The 15,807-nt window shown below is 54.6% G+C and carries 14 protein-coding genes; 3 read left to right on the top strand and 11 right to left on the bottom strand.

Features of this window, described 5'->3' with window-relative positions; all coding sequences use genetic code 11:
• Nucleotides 1–4: 4 nt before the first annotated feature.
• Nucleotides 5–1,684 (bottom strand): glutamine--tRNA ligase/YqeY domain fusion protein, encoded by a 1,680-nt coding sequence (locus NH344_RS12745; RefSeq protein ID WP_228168467.1) that lies wholly within the window; start codon nt 1,682–1,684, stop codon nt 5–7.
• Between the two features lie 156 nt (nt 1,685–1,840).
• On the opposite strand from NH344_RS12745, the gene NH344_RS12740 reads away from it, so the two are divergent.
• A complete protein-coding gene (locus tag NH344_RS12740; RefSeq protein WP_044629418.1) occupies nt 1,841–2,341 on the top strand; it encodes a peptidylprolyl isomerase in 501 nt (166 codons plus the stop codon).
• Between the two features lie 14 nt (nt 2,342–2,355).
• Nucleotides 2,356–3,147 carry a UDP-2,3-diacylglucosamine diphosphatase gene (locus NH344_RS12735; RefSeq protein ID WP_054645075.1) on the top strand — a complete coding sequence of 264 codons (792 nt, stop codon included), beginning with the start codon at nt 2,356–2,358 and terminating at the stop codon, nt 3,145–3,147.
• A 50-nt stretch (nt 3,148–3,197) separates the two neighbouring features.
• Here NH344_RS12735 and NH344_RS12730 read toward each other — a convergent pair whose 3' ends face one another.
• The 8 genes from NH344_RS12730 to NH344_RS12695 all read right to left on the bottom strand — a co-directional run bounded on the left by NH344_RS12730 (nt 3,198) and on the right by NH344_RS12695 (nt 12,591).
• Nucleotides 3,198–5,015, bottom strand: a complete 1,818-nt coding sequence (locus NH344_RS12730; protein WP_058576344.1) for a SurA N-terminal domain-containing protein — start codon at nt 5,013–5,015, stop codon at nt 3,198–3,200.
• Nucleotides 5,016–5,126: 111 nt separating this feature from the next.
• The gene (locus NH344_RS12725) at nt 5,127–5,399 is read right to left on the bottom strand and encodes an HU family DNA-binding protein (RefSeq protein WP_044629421.1); all 273 of its coding nucleotides are present in this window, start codon (nt 5,397–5,399) and stop codon (nt 5,127–5,129) included.
• Nucleotides 5,400–5,590: 191 nt separating this feature from the next.
• Complete coding sequence (gene lon, locus NH344_RS12720) at nt 5,591–8,017, bottom strand: endopeptidase La (RefSeq protein ID WP_058576343.1); 2,427 nt, start codon at nt 8,015–8,017, stop codon at nt 5,591–5,593.
• A gap of 199 nt (nt 8,018–8,216) precedes the next feature.
• The gene (clpX, locus tag NH344_RS12715) at nt 8,217–9,497 is read right to left on the bottom strand and encodes an ATP-dependent Clp protease ATP-binding subunit ClpX (RefSeq protein ID WP_044629423.1); all 1,281 of its coding nucleotides are present in this window, start codon (nt 9,495–9,497) and stop codon (nt 8,217–8,219) included.
• Nucleotides 9,498–9,571: 74 nt separating this feature from the next.
• Nucleotides 9,572–10,189 (bottom strand): ATP-dependent Clp endopeptidase proteolytic subunit ClpP, encoded by a 618-nt coding sequence (gene clpP, locus NH344_RS12710; protein ID WP_044629424.1) that lies wholly within the window; start codon nt 10,187–10,189, stop codon nt 9,572–9,574.
• A 65-nt stretch (nt 10,190–10,254) separates the two neighbouring features.
• A complete protein-coding gene (tig, locus tag NH344_RS12705) occupies nt 10,255–11,607 on the bottom strand; it encodes a trigger factor (protein ID WP_058576342.1) in 1,353 nt (450 codons plus the stop codon).
• A 151-nt stretch (nt 11,608–11,758) separates the two neighbouring features.
• Nucleotides 11,759–12,127 (bottom strand): hypothetical protein, encoded by a 369-nt coding sequence (locus NH344_RS12700; protein WP_044629426.1) that lies wholly within the window; start codon nt 12,125–12,127, stop codon nt 11,759–11,761.
• Nucleotides 12,128–12,129: 2 nt separating this feature from the next.
• On the bottom strand, nt 12,130–12,591 hold the full coding sequence (locus NH344_RS12695) for a flavodoxin (protein WP_058576341.1): 462 nt from the start codon (nt 12,589–12,591) through the stop codon (nt 12,130–12,132).
• Between the two features lie 157 nt (nt 12,592–12,748).
• On the opposite strand from NH344_RS12695, the gene NH344_RS12690 reads away from it, so the two are divergent.
• A complete protein-coding gene (locus NH344_RS12690) occupies nt 12,749–12,955 on the top strand; it encodes a DUF2788 domain-containing protein (RefSeq protein WP_058576340.1) in 207 nt (68 codons plus the stop codon).
• An 80-nt stretch (nt 12,956–13,035) separates the two neighbouring features.
• On the opposite strand, the gene NH344_RS12685 is transcribed toward NH344_RS12690, so the two are convergent.
• Both NH344_RS12685 and pheT read right to left on the bottom strand, forming a co-directional pair.
• Nucleotides 13,036–13,335 carry an integration host factor subunit alpha gene (locus NH344_RS12685; protein WP_044629429.1) on the bottom strand — a complete coding sequence of 100 codons (300 nt, stop codon included), beginning with the start codon at nt 13,333–13,335 and terminating at the stop codon, nt 13,036–13,038.
• 67 nt (nt 13,336–13,402) lie between these two features.
• Complete coding sequence (pheT, locus tag NH344_RS12680; RefSeq protein WP_044629430.1) at nt 13,403–15,784, bottom strand: phenylalanine--tRNA ligase subunit beta; 2,382 nt, start codon at nt 15,782–15,784, stop codon at nt 13,403–13,405.
• Between the last annotated feature and the right edge of the window lie 23 nt (nt 15,785–15,807).

Raw genomic sequence — 15,807 nt, 5'->3', positions numbered from 1 at the left:
TTCCTTATCCCTTCTGTTTGATTTTCGCCCAGCTATCTTTCAAGCCCACGGTGCGGTTGAACACCAGGTGGTCGGCAGTGGAGGCGTGACGATCGGCGCAGAAGTAACCGACTCGCTCGAATTGGAAACGATCTTCCGGCGCGGCGCTGGCCAGGCTTGGCTCGCCAATGGCATGGCACACCACCAGCGACTCGGGATTCAAATGCTCGAGGAAGTCTACGTCCTTATCACGATCGGGCTGCTCGACCATGAACAGGTTGTCGTACAGGCGCACTTCCATCGGCACGCCGTGGGCCGCGCTGACCCAGTGAATTACGCCTTTCACCTTGCGGCCTTCCGGGTTTTTACCCAGGGTGTCGAAATCGACGGAGCAGTGCAGCTCAATAATCTCACCTGCATCGTCTTTAATCACGTCATCACAGCGAATTACGTAGCTGTTGCGCAGGCGCACTTCTTTGCCCGGTGCTAGGCGGAAGAATTTCTTCGGCGCGTCTTCCATAAAATCGTCTTGCTCGATGTAGAGCTCACGACCAAAAGGAACTTTACGCATCGGCATGTCTTCACGCGCCGGGTGGCCTGGCACCTCGTACACTTCCTCGTGATCTTCCGGCACGTTGGTCAGCACCACTTTTAGCGGCTTGAGCACGCACATCGCCCGGGGTGCGTTATCTTCCAGGTCCGAACGAATGGCGTGGGTCAGCATGGCGATATCCACCAAACCACCGTCGGAACGGGTCACGCCGATCATTTCACAGAATTTACGAATCGAAGCGGGCGTATAGCCCCGGCGACGCATACCGGAAATGGTCGGCATTCGCGGGTCATCCCAACCATCGACGATCTGCTCATCCACCAACAGCTTCAGCTTACGTTTGGAGGTCAGCGTGTAGTCGAGGTTCAGTCTGGCAAATTCAATCTGGCGCGGCTTGGCGGGCACCGGCAGATTGTTCAAGAACCACTCGTATAGCGGGCGGTGGTCTTCGAACTCCAGCGTACAGATGGAGTGAGTAATACCCTCGATGGCATCCGACTGACCGTGGGTAAAATCGTACGAGGGGTAGATTTTCCACTTGTCACCTGTTTGGTGGTGATGCGCATGACGAATGCGGTACAAGATCGGATCGCGCAAATTGATGTTGGGCGACGCCATATCGATTTTGGCGCGCAGCACTTTTTCCCCTTCACCAAACTCACCGTTACGCATCCGTTCTAGAAGGTCCAAGCTCTCTTCGGCGCTGCGCTCGCGGTAGGGGCTAGGCTTGCCGGGCTCGGTCAGCGTACCCCGATACTCGCGGATTTCATCCGGAGACAGGTCATCCACATAGGCTTTGCCTTCACGAATCAGATGCTGCGCCCAGGCGTAGAGCTGGTCGAAGTAGTCGGAGGCAAAACGTACCGGGCCTGCCCACTCAAAACCCAACCAGCTAACGTCTTCTTTGATGGCGTCAATGTACGCCTGCTCTTCTTTTGCTGGGTTGGTGTCGTCAAAGCGCAGATGACACTCACCACCAAACTGCTCTGCCAACCCGAAGTTCAGACAAATCGACTTGGCGTGGCCGATGTGCAAAAAGCCGTTGGGCTCCGGAGGAAAGCGCGTCACAATTTTGGTGACCTGGCCGCCCGCTATCTCGTCGCGTACTTGGTTGCGAATGAAGTTCGGCGCTGGGGTGGTCTCGTTGGTCATGGTGGTGTTGATAACCTCATGGTGGATGGCGTGCTGGGCAAACGATGCAAAGGCAATCAGGGTTAGCGCTTCGCGGTGCCGAGCAAAACCGCTATTATAACGTGACGCCGATGCACAGCGCCAAGGCGAACGCTTTTATTGAACAGGAATTTATCCATGATCGTATTACAGACGAACTACGGTGACATCACCATCGCGCTCAATCATGAAAAAGCCCCGGTTACGGCAGCCAATTTCGAGCAGTACGTGCGCGACGGTTTTTACGACGGCACGCTGTTCCACCGGGTCATCGATGGTTTCATGATTCAAGGGGGCGGCTTCGACCAGGAGTTCAACCAGAAGCCGACACGCGACCCCATCGAAAACGAAGCCGACAACGGTCTGCAGAACACCATCGGCACGCTGGCCATGGCCCGTACCCAGGACCCCCACTCTGCCACCGCACAGTTTTTCATCAACGTCGGTAACAACAGCTTCCTGAACCACAGCGGCAAAAGCCTGCAAGGCTGGGGTTACGCGGTATTTGGTGAAGTAGTGGACGGCATGGACGTGGTCAACGCCATCAAGGCCGTGAGCACCACGCGCCGTGGCATGCACGCAGACGTGCCCGCCGAAGACGTGGTCATCGAGCGCGCCTACCTGAAGGATGCGGAATAACCGTCGGGAGTCTTATGCGTACGCTGCTGATCGCTGACATGCATTTGAGTAACGACACCCCTGAGCTCAATCAGGGGTTTTATCGTTACCTGGAGCATACCGCCAAAGGGGCCGAGGATCTTTACATTCTAGGCGACCTGTTCGACGCCTGGATCGGAGACGACTTGCTGGATACGCCTCACCCCCTCAGCGGGGTGGCCCATGAGGTGATCAAGCGCCTGCGGGCACTGAGCGATGCGGGCACGTCCATCTTTTTCATCCACGGCAACCGGGACTTTCTGATCGGCGAACGCTTCATCAACGCCTGTCAGGCCACCCTGCTGCCCGACAGTGAGCAAGTGGAATTGCAGGGCGTAGCCGCCGTCATTCTGCACGGTGACAGCCTGTGCACCAAAGATGAGGCCTACATGGCGTTTCGCGCCCAGTCTCGCCACCCAGAGTGGCAGGCGCAGATCCTGGCCATGCCGCTGGAGCAGCGGCTAGAGTTGGCCAAGAGCCTGCGTATGCAGTCTGGGGATGCCAACGCCAACAAGGCCGAAGCCATCATGGATGTGACCCACGCAGAAGTCGTGACCACGATGCAGCGCCATGGGGTGAACATCATGATCCATGGCCACACCCATCGCCCCAAGGTCCATGACCTCACCGTCGAAGACGTGCCTGCCAAACGCTTTGTGTTAGGCGATTGGGATAGCGAACACGGCTGGGATATTGTCGTGGAGCACTCGAGCGAGCGCCACCCAGAGCCCGTACTGCGCCAGTTCTCGCTGATCCAGCCGCCTGGTAGCGACAGCGAATCGCATTGAGCACAGGCCCCGTCATGAAAAAGCCGATCACATGGATCGGCTTTTTAGTTTTAGCGCTCTATCCTGGCATCACTGCGCAGGTCATCGATCAATCCTTGAATGATCGCCTGAGCCCGCAGTTGTTCGGCCATTTGTGACACGAAAGCATTCATCTGCTCGTCGGCCTGCCCTTCGTTGACACTGTCCAATGCAACGACAGCAACGCCCTGAGGCAAGGTCACGGCACGGTAAACGCTGTCGCCCTCTTCAGGGTGTGGCATGCGGAACACTTCACGGATCAGCACCTGAGGCAGCGTACTGTCAGACTGGCGAGAGACGTTATTGGCTTCCAGCCACTCCAGCTCAACGGCATCGCCCGCACGGAGCAAGGCGATCAATTCTGCTGCCTGCTCCTGAAGTGCTTCTTGGCGCTGCTGAGCAGCAACAGCCTGCTCTACTTCATCGCGCACTTCATCTAGGGGCAGAACAGTCGCATCACGATGCTCGGCGACACGAAGCACTAAGCGGCGGTCGTTGTCGAGCTCAATCACTTCGCTGTTGTAGCCCTCTTCCAGCACGTCAGCGCTGAACGCCTCATCCAGCACGCCCGGCTCGGAAAGCGCTCCTTCACCTTCCCCACGCGCCAACCAGTCGCTCTCGTTGAGCGTCAGGCCGAGGTCATCCGCAACGGACTGCAGATCGTCTGCCGCGAAGCTCTCATCGATCAGACGCTGCACCTGACGATTGAAGTCATCATTGACCTCACGCAACGCCACTTCCTGGGCCAAACGGTCACGCTGCTCTTCGAAAGAAGGCGCATCCAGCTCGGTAACCTGCAGGATATGGAAAGCACCGTCCATTTCGATGACCTGGGACGTCTCACCGACCCCAAGGGCAAACGCTGCGTCATCGAAGGCATCACCAAAGAAGCCGCGACTGATCACGCCCAGATCACCACCCTGCTCGGCACTGGCGGTGTCGTCCGAAAAACGCACGGCGGTGTCGGCGAAACTCTCACCACGGTTCAGGTCAGCCAGTGCCTCATTGGCCAGCTGCTGGGCCTCTTCACGGCCACGTTCGGAACCAAAGGTCACCATGATATGGGAAACACGACGGTTGGCATCGCGATTCTGCTCACTCCAGGCAGCGCGGAGCTCGCTCTCGTCCACAGCAATATCTTCAGCCATGGCCTGGCGGTCAATCACCACGTACTCGACGCGCACCTGTTCCGGGCGCTCGAAGCGTTCCTGGTTGGCGTCATAGTAGGCCTGCATCTGCTCCTCGGTGACCTCTACTTCATAAGCAGCATCATTGGCATCCAGCATCACGTAGCGGAAATCTCGCTGCTGGCCTTGCAGGTCTGCCAGACGCTGCTCTTCATTGGCCAAGCTGAAGTCACTGAAGGCCAAGCCCTGCTGCAGTTGCTGACGCTTGATATCCATCCGCAGCTCTTCACGGAATGACAGCGGCGTGTAACCCGCTCCTGCCAGACGATTCCGGAAAATTTCTGCAGAAAAGCGCCCATCCTGATCATGAAACTCAGGCAGTGTCACGATCATCTGGTCAAGCTGAGCGTCGGAGACGTAAAAACCGCCGTCCTCAGCATACTGACGCAGTAAAGACTGAGTGATGAGCTGGTCGAGCATATCATTGCGCAGTGCCCGCTCCTGCTCAGGAGGCACTTGCCCAGAACGCAGCGCGCGCTGCACTTCTAGCTCAACTTGCTGACGCATAATGGGTTCGCCATTAACGCTCGCCACTTCATTGGGGTCGCTACCAAAGACACTGAACAGCGACTCCACACCAAAAAGCGCCATGGCCGCGACCATGACACCAATGATTATCTTGGCACCCCAGCTTCTGGAGCCATCTCGTATACTTTGCAGCATGCTAGCCTCAGATCATCAAAGCCATCTATTGCCCAAACCATCGGGCCAGAAAAGAACATGGGCGCATCGCGGATGCGATGCGCCCATTAGGTTACAGCAAACGCGAGCCAATTAGTTGACGGCGTCTTTCAGCGCTTTACCGGCTTTAAAGCTGGGCACTTTTGCTGCGCTGATTTCGATTGGCTGACCCGTTTGGGGGTTACGACCAGTACGCGCAGCACGCTCTTTAATAGCGAAGGTACCAAAACCTACCAGAGAAACACTCTCGCCTTTTTTGAGGCTATCGGTGACAGACTCCACCATGGCATCCAATGCGCGGCTTGCCGCTGCTTTAGGAATATCTGCAGATGCGGCAATAGCTTCAATCAGCTCGGACTTATTCACACTTCACCCCTTAACTGTTTCAAAAAATGGCTCTAAACGGCACGGCCACCAAGTGCATCAACCTCAAAGCATAGCTGCGTTTTATAGCAATGCCTTGAAACACCTGTCAAGCGACCGGACCGTGAAATGCCCGCTGCTCAAGGCATTGGGCAAAATTATTAAGTAAAATTAAAGCAAAACTGCTTTAACGCTTAATGGGTACTTGCAACAGCATTTGCATTGAAAGACTTATCTGCGCCCTTTAATGAAGCGCCTTCGGCAACATTCTCTGCCAGCGCCACGGCCAGCACGTCATCTATCCAGCGTACGGGGCGAATATCAAGCGCTCCTTTGATATTCTCCGGTACTTCCTTGAGATCTCGACGATTTTCCTCAGGGATTAAGACGGTCTTTATACCACCCCGCCTAGCCGCCAGCAATTTCTCCTTTAGACCCCCAATCGGTAACACTTCACCACGCAGGTTTACCTCCCCTGTCATGGCCACATCGCACCTTACTGGCCGCTGAGTATAGGCGGAGACAATCGCCGTTACCATGGCAATACCAGCACTGGGCCCGTCTTTAGGTGTGGCACCTTCGGGCACATGGATGTGCAGGTCTTCGTTTTCGAAGCGCTGGGGGTCAATTCCATAGGCCTGAGCACGCGCCTTCACGACGGTTTGTGCTGCACTTACCGACTCTTTCATGACATCACCAAGCGAACCGGTCTTGTTAATACGACCTTTACCTGGCGTCACTACCGACTCAATGTTGAGCAGCTCCCCACCTACGGACGTCCAAGCCAAGCCGGTTACACGACCGACTTGGTCCTCCTGCTCCGCCAAGCCATAGCTATAGCGGCGCACACCGGCATAAGTCTCAATCTGATCAGCGGAGAGCACTTGCTGCGCCTGCAGCTTGTTGCCTGCCTTATCTTTCGAGGTGCGCTCAGCTTCTAAGCGCTCACGCAGCACTTTACGACACACTTTAGCGATCTGACGCTCAAGCTCGCGCACACCCGCCTCACGAGTGTAGTAGCGCACCAACTCAAGCAACGCGTCGTCATTCAGCGCTAGCTCTTCCTCCTTAAGCCCATTAGCTTCTAGCTGCTTGGGTAGCAGGTAGCGCCTAGCGATGGCGAGCTTCTCGTCTTCGGTGTAGCCCGGTAGACGAATAATCTCCATACGGTCCAGCAGCGGGCCTGGGATATTCATTGAGTTCGCGGTACAAATAAACAGCGTCTCAGAGAGGTCGTAATCCAGCTCAAGGTAGTGATCACTAAAGCTGTTGTTCTGCTCGGGGTCCAATACCTCTAGAAGCGCTGACGCCGGATCACCACGGTGGTCCATGCCTAGTTTATCCACCTCATCCAACAGGAAAAGTGGATTTTTCACCCCGGCACGGCTCATACGCTGCATCAGCTTGCCTGGCAGCGAGCCAATATAGGTGCGGCGATGGCCACGGATTTCCGACTCATCGCGCACACCACCCAGCGCCAGGCGGACGTACTTACGATTTGTCGCGCGGGCGATGGATTGACCAAGAGACGTTTTACCTACCCCAGGCGGTCCTACCAAGCAGAGCACCGGCCCTTTCATTTTCCGTACGCGCTTTTGTACGGCTAGGTACTCAAGAATGCGCGCCTTCACTTCTTCCAGGCCGTAATGATCTTCATCCAGCACCTGCTGGGCTTTTACCAGATCGTGCTTAACGCGCGTGCGCTTTTTCCATGGAACGGCAATTAGCCAGTCCAGATATGAGCGCACTACGGTCGCCTCAGCAGAATTGGCAGCCATCATTTTGAGCTTATTAAGCTCTTGAGTCGCTTTATCAGACGCCTCTTTGGGCATCCCAGACTCTTTGATCGCCTGTTCGTACTTTTCGGCTTCGTTGGGTACATTATCCAGCTCACCCATCTCTTTCTGGATGGCCTTCATCTGCTCATTGAGATAGTACTCGCGCTGCGTTTTTTCCATCTGCTCTTTAACACGCGAGCGGATGCGCTTCTCGACCTGGAGCAGATCAATCTCAGACTCAATCAGCGCCATCAGGTGTTCAATACGGTCGCGTACGCGATCCATTTCGAGCAGCTCTTGCTTGTCACCAATCTTCAGTGACAGGTGGGCGCAGATGGTGTCGACCAAACGGCTAGGGTCTTCGATGCCCGACAGCGAGTTAAGCACTTCGTTGGGCACTTTCTTAGACAGCTTGACGTACTGCTCGAACTGATTGAGCAGGACACGCACTAGCGCTTCTTGCTCACGACTGGTAAGCGGCTCGCTTTCACGTGGGGTTAAGTGCGCCTGAGTGTAGCCCGCTTCATTTTCTTCGATATCGATAACATCAGCGCGGAAGCTGCCTTCAATCAACACCTTTACAGTGCCATCAGGCAGCTTAAGCAGCTGCATGATGTCAGCAACGGTCCCCATCGCGTAGAGGTCCGCATTATCAGGATCATCCTGTGAGGCCTCGCGCTGAGCCACCAGCAGTACACGCTTGTCGGCTTCCATCGCTGCCTCTAAGGCTTGAATGGACTTCTCACGGCCAACAAAAAGCGGAATAACCATTTGCGGATACACAACCACATCCCGCAAAGGCAACAGGGGTAGACATTGTGTCTGATCGGCGTTCTGCTGCATCGCAGACGTTCCTCAAATTCGGATGAGTACTTGAAGGGTACTTAGCCAAGTACCTCACAGTATGAAAGGGCATGACACGACACATCACCGTGTGCTGGCCAGCCGTTTCAACAATAACGTAGAACAACAAGGGGCCGCCTAGGCGACCCCTTGGTTTGGCACAAGCGGTGAAAGCTAGGCCGTGGCACGTACCGAAGGGTTAACCGTCAGTACCGTCGACCCGCGCTTCTTCCTGCTGCGAGTAGATCAACAGTGGCTCGCTTTCGCCAGCAATGACGGAACCATCGATGACGACCTTGCTCACCCCTTCCAAGGAAGGAATTTCATACATGGTATCCAGCAGCACAGACTCTAGGATAGAACGCAGCCCACGAGCACCGGTTTTACGTTCCATGGCTTTCACAGCCACAGCCCGTAAGGCGTCGTCTCTAAACTCAAGCGTGACGTCTTCCATCTCGAAGAGCTTGGCATACTGCTTGATCAGCGAGTTTTTCGGCTCAGTCAAAATCTGAATCAGTGCGTCTTCTGTCAGCTCAGTCAGCGTTGCAATCACTGGCAGGCGACCCACAAACTCAGGAATCAAGCCAAACTTGACCAGATCCTCTGGCTCGACATCCGCGAGTAGCTCGCCAACGCCTCGCGAAGACTCTTTGCTTTTCACGCTGGCATTGAAACCAATACCGCCTTTCTCAGCACGGTCGCGAATGACTTTATCCAAGCCAGCAAAAGCACCACCCACAATAAACAGGATATTGGCCGTATTGACCTGAACAAACTCCTGCTGGGGATGCTTACGCCCACCTTGGGGAGGAACGGACGCCGTTGTGCCTTCAATTAGCTTCAGCAGCGCCTGCTGTACGCCTTCGCCAGAAACATCACGGGTAATCGACGGGTTATCCGATTTACGCGAGATTTTGTCGATTTCATCGATATAGACGATGCCGCGCTCGGCTTTCTCAACGTCGTAGTCGCACTTTTGCAGCAGCTTTTGGATGATATTTTCAACATCTTCACCCACATAGCCTGCTTCGGTCAGCGTCGTTGCATCAGCAATAGTAAAAGGTACATTCAATAGCCGCGCCATGGTCTCGGCGAGGAGCGTTTTACCGCTACCCGTCGGGCCAATTAGCAGGATGTTGGACTTACCTAGCTCCACATCGCCTTCACGTACTTCTGACTTCAGACGCTTGTAGTGGTTATAAACCGCTACAGACAGCACCATCTTGGCGCGGTCTTGTCCGATGACGTAGTCGTCCAATGTATGACGTATTTCGCGGGGCGTAGGTAAACGCTCCTCATCGCTCTCGGCATCGGCTTCGAGAACTTCTTCGCGAATGATGTCATTACATAAGTCGACACACTCATCGCAGATATACACGGACGGGCCGGCAATCAGCTTACGAACTTCGTTTTGGTTTTTACCACAAAACGAGCAGTAAAGCAGTTTGCCACCTTCGTCCTTGCCTTTGCCGTCGGCCATTCGCGTACCTCTGTCACTGCGGCGGCTGACGCCGCCTGAAAAGCTCGTTAGAAAAGCAGAATCCTATCACGCTATCAGGATGTAGGTCGCTTATCCAGCACTGCGTCAATCAAGCCATACTCTTTTGCTTTATTGGCGCTCATAAAATTGTCGCGGTCAGTATCCTGAGCCACTTTCTCAACATCCTGGCCAGTGTGGTGAGCCAGAATTTGATTCAGTTTCTCACGAATACCGAGAATTTCACGGGTGTGAATCTCAATATCCGACGCTTGACCTTGGTAGCCACCTAGCGGCTGGTGAATCATCACGCGGGAGTTAGGTAAGCAGTAACGCTTGCCCGCAGCGCCTGCTGTTAGCAGGAGCGCGCCCATGCTGGCAGCCTGACCAATACATACGGTGGAAACATCCGGCTTAATAAACTGCATGGTGTCATAAATTGACATACCCGCCGTTACCGAACCACCGGGTGAATTGATGTAAAGATGAATATCCTTATCGGGGTTTTCAGACTCAAGAAACAACAGTTGCGCCACGACAAGGTTAGCCATGTAATCTTCTACCGGCCCTACCAGGAAAATCACGCGCTCTTTTAAAAGGCGCGAGTAGATGTCGTAGGCTCTTTCCCCTTTGGCGCTCTGCTCAACCACCATGGGCACTAAACCGCCGGCGTTTTGAATATCAAACTCACTCATTCGGGTGATTCCTTGCGTCCGGTAAGGGAAAAGCGCACCCAGATAGGGTGCGCCACGCGATGAGATCAGGCGCCTGCCTGTTCGCCCTCTTCGGCCTTCTCATCTTGCTCAGCCTGCTGCTGAGCAGCAGCCAGCGCTTGCTGGTAAGACATTTCAACGTCTTTGACGTTCGCTTGCTCAAGCAGCTTCTCAACGGCCTTCTCTTCGAGAATGGCAGATTTTACCTGGGTTTTCAGCTGCTCATTACCCATGTAGTACTCAACCACTTCGGATGGATCTTGATACTGCTCAGCCAGCTCTTCTACTTTGGCTTTGATGGCCGCGTCGTCTGCGTCCAGTTCATTGGCTTTGATCACTTCAGCTAGCAATAGACCGACCTGAACACGGCTCTTCGCCTGCTCTTCAAATAGCTCATTCGGCAGCTGGCTAACGTCAAAATCCTCACCCAGGCCAAACTGCTGAGCGGCTTGACGCTTCATGCCGTCCGTTTCTTGCTGAACCAGCGCGGTAGGCACGGGAATGTCGTTCGCTTTTTTCAGCGCATCCAGCACCTGCTGCTTAACACGGTTGTCAACAGCCTGAGCCGCTTCGCGGGTCATGTTCTTTTTAATTTCAGCACGGAATTTGGCTTCATCGCCGTCTTCCACACCGAAACGCTCGATGAACTCAGCATCAACTTCCGGCAGTTTCTGGCTGCTTACTTTGTGAACGGTCACCTTGAAGGTGGCGTCTTGACCGGCCAGATGCTCGGCTTGGTAATCCGCAGGGAAAGTGACGGAGATGGTTTTTTCTTCGCCTGCTTTAGCACCGATCAGTTGCTCTTCAAAACCTGGAATGAAGCTGTTAGAACCGATGACCAACGCGTGGCCTTCTGCACTGCCACCTTCAAACGGCTCGTCGCCCAGGAAGCCTTGGAAATCGATAGTGACTTGGTCACCGTCAGCAGCGGCAGCGTCAACTTCTTCCCATGCGGCGTTTTGCTTACGCAAGGTATCGATCATTTCATCGACATCTGCTTCGCTGACAGACACAACTGGGCGCTCAACGTCTGTACCTTCGATAGAGGTCAGCTCAACCTGCGGGTAAACTTCCATTACCGCAACGAACTCAAGGTCTTTACCCTCTTCATTAACTTTTGGCTCAATCTGCGGGAAACCGGCAGGGTTGAGTTCTTTTTCTGTGATCGCGCGAACGTAGCGTTCACGCATCACTTCGCCTACCACTTCACTGCGCACGCTGTCGCCATAGCGCTGACGCACGACGGCCATTGGCACCCGGCCTTGGCGGAAACCGTTCAAGCGAACGTTTTTCGCGGTGTCTTTCAAGCGAGCGCTGACGGCCTCGTCGATTTCTGCTGCCGGCACTTGAATCGTGATACGGCGTTCGATCTGGGAGGTCGTCTCGACGGAAACTTGCATGAATTGTCCTCTAGCGGCTGGGCGTTGTGTTGATTGCGTAAAATATGTTCAAGGGGGCAATTTTAAGAACCCTGACGCATGGTGGCAAGCGCCATGCTCGCAAGATGGGGGCGCAAGCACCAATTACAAGGGTTTAAAGGTACAAAAATCGTTACTCCCGTGCAGACCACCACAGGGAAACCGCATGCAGCAGCAGACCACACGTCGCCGCGTGAGAGATAAAGACCTGCCAGCTAATCCAATCAGTAAACATGGCGTGCCAAGCCCCCATCACCAGCGCTCCGAGCACTAGCATGATCGCTAGACGCTTTATTAGTGCTGGTAGCGCCTGACGGGCCTCTTGAGACAGCATCCTCCACTGGAACGCGGCTGCGCCAGCCACTAGCACCAAGGCCATCAGCAGAAGGGTTTGACGCGTCTCATGTCCTCCCACCATATAGCGCGGGAGCGCAGCGAGCATCACGATGCATAAGCCAACCGCTACGCTCACTCGCTTGGGAGAGTAAACCGTTTGCTGCATGGCTATGCTACCTTTAGCTTCTGAGCATCAATCCACTCCTCTACCCACGGCACCGCTGCATCATCCGCCATGAAGGTTTCCATCGCGTCGATTTCAAGGCGCTCACCTAAACGGTGGGCGCCTTGATCCTGCAGCAACTCATCTAAGGCTCTCCCCGCGCCACAGAACGTATCACCGTAGGAACTATCGCCAAGCGCGATCAACCCATAACGCAGTCCCGCCAATGAGGGACTTTGATCTTTTAGACTGCGAACAAAGGGCACAAAGTTACCGGGAAAATCACCGCTCCCCGTGGTAGACACACAGAAAAGCGTTAGATCACTGGCTTGGGAAACATCGTCTACAGAGGGCTGCTCTGAAATATCAACGTCATAGCCCGCCTGCTCAAACAGCGGCTTTACCTGCTCTGCAACGTCTAACGCACCACCATACATGGTGCCGACCAGAATGGTTAACTTAGGCATTGGCCTACTCCTCGGCAAAGTTGTCATACTGCGCTTTGTTAAGTCCGCAAAGTTCAGTCGACAAATACCTGATGAATTTGCTCAAATATTAACACGACTGACAAAAATGACGCACGCCCCACCATGGGCTACCGACAATCGTCCAACAGGAGCGCTTATGCAGCAGACCTTTGAGACATGGATCACGCCCATTATGATTGGCGGCCTGATCATTTTTATGTGTTTTATTATTTGGGATCTCGCAAAAAAATCGAACGCAGGTAAATTTGGCACGATTATGTTGTTTGTGGTATTAGGTGCCGGAATGTTGGGCTACGTCATTAAAGTGGTGATCACTTGGCTGATTGAGGGTGGAGGTATTTAGCCAGATAGCGCCCTATTTGTAGCCTATAAAAAAGGAGTGCCATTAGGCACTCCTTTTCGTTGGGCAGCTTGATGTGCTCGCTACTGACCACTTGAGTAGCGTTCTACCTGCTGCTTTAGCTTTTGCCCGGGGCGAAAAGTCACCACACGCCGGGCAGAGATAGGGATTTCTTCGCCAGTTTTAGGGTTTCGCCCAGGCCGCTCGCGCTTATCACGCAGATCAAAGTTACCAAACCCCGACAGTTTCACCTGCTCGTTTTCACGCAAACAGGCGCGGATTTCTTCAAAGAACGCCTCCACCATCGCTTTTGCTTCTCGCTTTGACAGCGCCAGCTCAGTATGCAAATGCTCAGCTAGCTCTGCTTTGGTCAACGCACCCATAGGGCTCCTCCATGTAGCATACGCATTGCCAAGAACGTGATAAGCGTCGTGTCATGGCATAGCTTAGTTAGCCGCGAAGTTCGGCATCTAATTCGGCTCGCACGTTAGTGATGATCGAGTCGACCAACTGGTTGATTTCTTCATCATTTAGCGTGCGCGAAGCGTGCTGCCAGGTCAAGCCCAATGCAATGCTCTTATAGCCCTCGGCTACGCCTTTACCAGCATAGACATCAAATAGCTTAATGTCTTTCAAGTAATCGCCTGCCTGAGCTTTTGCACAATCAAGTAGCGCTTGCACAGGCGTTGCCTCTTTGAGCATAAACGCCAAATCGCGTCGCACTTCTGGGTAGCGTGAAAGCGGCTCAAAGGCGGGAATTTCCCCCTGACTCAATACATCTAGGCGAACTTCAAACAGCACCGCATCAACCTTAAGCCCCAGCTTGGCACGCACTTGCGGGTGCAGTGTGCCAATCCAGCCGGCGGATTCGCCATTGTAAAAGAGCTGGGCGGTTTGCCCAGGATGCAGAGAGGGGTGCTCGCCCGGCTCAAAGCGCCAAGCTTCCCGGGCCCCACCCATTGCCAAAAGACTCTCTAGATCTCCTTTCAGGTCATAAAAATCTACCTGAGCCTTAGTGCTGTTCCACCCCTCCCCTTCACGGCCACCGCACACTAAGGCGCCCATCATCGGCTCTTGGGTTAAGTTATCGAGGTGGCCGTTAAATACCAGCCCTGTCTCGAAAATGCGCACACGGGTTTGCTGGCGATTGAGATTATACTCTAGGGCACGCACTAAGCCTGGGAAAAGGCTGGCGCGCATCACCGAGAGGTCCGACGAAATCGGATTCGCAAGCACGGGGGACACAGCATCTGGCAGCATTGCTGCCTGCAGGTCCGGCGCTACGAAGCTGTATGTCACCGCTTCCTGGAAACCGCGAGCAACCATCTGGTTGCGCAACTGAGCCTGAGTGAGGAGTGCCTCGTTAGCTGGGCGAAGTGCTAGTCGAGCGGCTGGGCGACGAACCGGAAGGTTATTGTAGCCATGGATACGCGCCACTTCCTCGATGAGGTCTTCCTCAATGGCAACGTCAAAACGCCAGCTAGGGGCGACCACTGACCAACCTTCCGCCTGTTTATCAACCTCAAGCCCTAAACGCTGAAGGATATCGGTGACATCATCCGGCTGCAGCCGCTTGGAGAGCGCACTCTCAAGGCGAGCCTCGCGAAGCATAATGATGCGCGGTGCCGGCAAATGTTCATCGCTTACCGCCTCAACCACGGGCCCTGCCTGCCCCCCACAAATCTCCATCAGGAGCTTTGTAGCACGCTCAACCGCCATGGCAGGAAGCTCTGGATCGACGCCACGCTCATAACGATGCGATGCGTCAGTATGCAGACCGTAGGAACGCGCCTGCCCAGCAATGCCAAGCGGAGCAAAAAAGGCCGACTCAAGAAAAATCGTGTGCGTTTTTTCGTTTACCCCTGAATTTTCTCCCCCCATGATGCCAGCCATTGCCAGGGGGCCACGCTCATCGGCAATTACCAGTGTTTCAGGGCGAAGTGCTACCTCTTGGCCATCCAGCAGTTTTAAACGCTCCGCCTCTCGTGCCAAACGGACAGTAATGCCACCCTGCAGGTTGTCCCGATCAAACGCATGCAGCGGTTGACCAAGCTCTAGCATGACGTAGTTGGTGACATCCACCACAGGGTCAATCGAGCGTACGCCGCTGCGACGTAGCCGCTCAACCATCCACAGCGGCGTTTCAGCCTCTACATTCACGCCCTTAATAACGCGCCCTAAGTAGCGAGGGCACTGCTCAGCCGCCTCAATAGTGACGGGGAAAGTATCGTCGATACTCGCTTCAACGACTGTGATCTCAGGGCCACTTACCGGCAGACGGTTAAGCACACCTACCTCTCTCGCAAGGCCTTTTATGCTCAGGCAGTCGCCGCGGTTAGGGGTAAGGTCCACCTCGATGGTCATATCGTCGAGCTGCATATACTCGCGAAAGCTAGTGCCCACGGGGGCCGACGCCGGTAACACCAGGATACCAGGAGAGATTTCTTCCTCTAATCCCAGCTCTGATGCCGAGCAGATCATGCCGCGCGACTCAACGCCACGCAGTTTTGCCTTTTTGATTTTAAAATCGCCCGGCAGCACGCCACCCACTTGGGCGAAGGGAATTTTCTGACCCACATCAACGTTGGGCGCACCGCATACTACTTGCACCGGCTCACCAGTACCGTCGTTCACCGTGCATACGTTGAGCTTATCGGCATCAGGATGCTTCTCTTTGGACAGCACTTCAGCCACGACCACACCGCTAAAGGTAGCGGCGACCGCTTCAACGGCATCCACTTCAAGGCCCGCCATGGTGATCTGATCGGCAATGGCCTGAGTATCAAGCTGCGGGGATACCCATTCACGCAGCCACTGTTCTGAAAATTTCATATTGATTCCCGTCGCTGGCAGCG

Source organism: Halomonas sp. Ps84H-12 (assembly GCF_024124725.1).
In the GTDB taxonomy this organism is placed as follows: Bacteria; Pseudomonadota; Gammaproteobacteria; order Pseudomonadales; family Halomonadaceae; genus Vreelandella; species Vreelandella aquamarina.
Note: the sequence above shows the minus strand (reverse complement) of the source record. Positions and strands in the feature narration are given on the sequence as shown.

Excerpts from the sequence above, each read along its gene's own strand:
- NH344_RS12745 (WP_228168467.1), bottom strand. The coding sequence starts at position 1,684 with ATGACCAACGAGACCACCCCAGCGCCGAACTTCATTCGCAACCAAGTA.
- NH344_RS12740 (WP_044629418.1), top strand. The coding sequence starts at position 1,841 with ATGATCGTATTACAGACGAACTACGGTGACATCACCATCGCGCTCAAT.
- NH344_RS12735 (WP_054645075.1), top strand. The coding sequence starts at position 2,356 with ATGCGTACGCTGCTGATCGCTGACATGCATTTGAGTAACGACACCCCT.
- NH344_RS12730 (WP_058576344.1), bottom strand. The coding sequence starts at position 5,015 with ATGCTGCAAAGTATACGAGATGGCTCCAGAAGCTGGGGTGCCAAGATA.
- lon (WP_058576343.1), bottom strand. The coding sequence starts at position 8,017 with ATGCAGCAGAACGCCGATCAGACACAATGTCTACCCCTGTTGCCTTTG.
- clpX (WP_044629423.1), bottom strand. The coding sequence starts at position 9,497 with ATGGCCGACGGCAAAGGCAAGGACGAAGGTGGCAAACTGCTTTACTGC.
- clpP (WP_044629424.1), bottom strand. The coding sequence starts at position 10,189 with ATGAGTGAGTTTGATATTCAAAACGCCGGCGGTTTAGTGCCCATGGTG.
- tig (WP_058576342.1), bottom strand. The coding sequence starts at position 11,607 with ATGCAAGTTTCCGTCGAGACGACCTCCCAGATCGAACGCCGTATCACG.
- NH344_RS12700 (WP_044629426.1), bottom strand. The coding sequence starts at position 12,127 with ATGCAGCAAACGGTTTACTCTCCCAAGCGAGTGAGCGTAGCGGTTGGC.
- NH344_RS12695 (WP_058576341.1), bottom strand. The coding sequence starts at position 12,591 with ATGCCTAAGTTAACCATTCTGGTCGGCACCATGTATGGTGGTGCGTTA.
- NH344_RS12690 (WP_058576340.1), top strand. The coding sequence starts at position 12,749 with ATGCAGCAGACCTTTGAGACATGGATCACGCCCATTATGATTGGCGGC.
- NH344_RS12685 (WP_044629429.1), bottom strand. The coding sequence starts at position 13,335 with ATGGGTGCGTTGACCAAAGCAGAGCTAGCTGAGCATTTGCATACTGAG.
- pheT (WP_044629430.1), bottom strand. The coding sequence starts at position 15,784 with ATGAAATTTTCAGAACAGTGGCTGCGTGAATGGGTATCCCCGCAGCTT.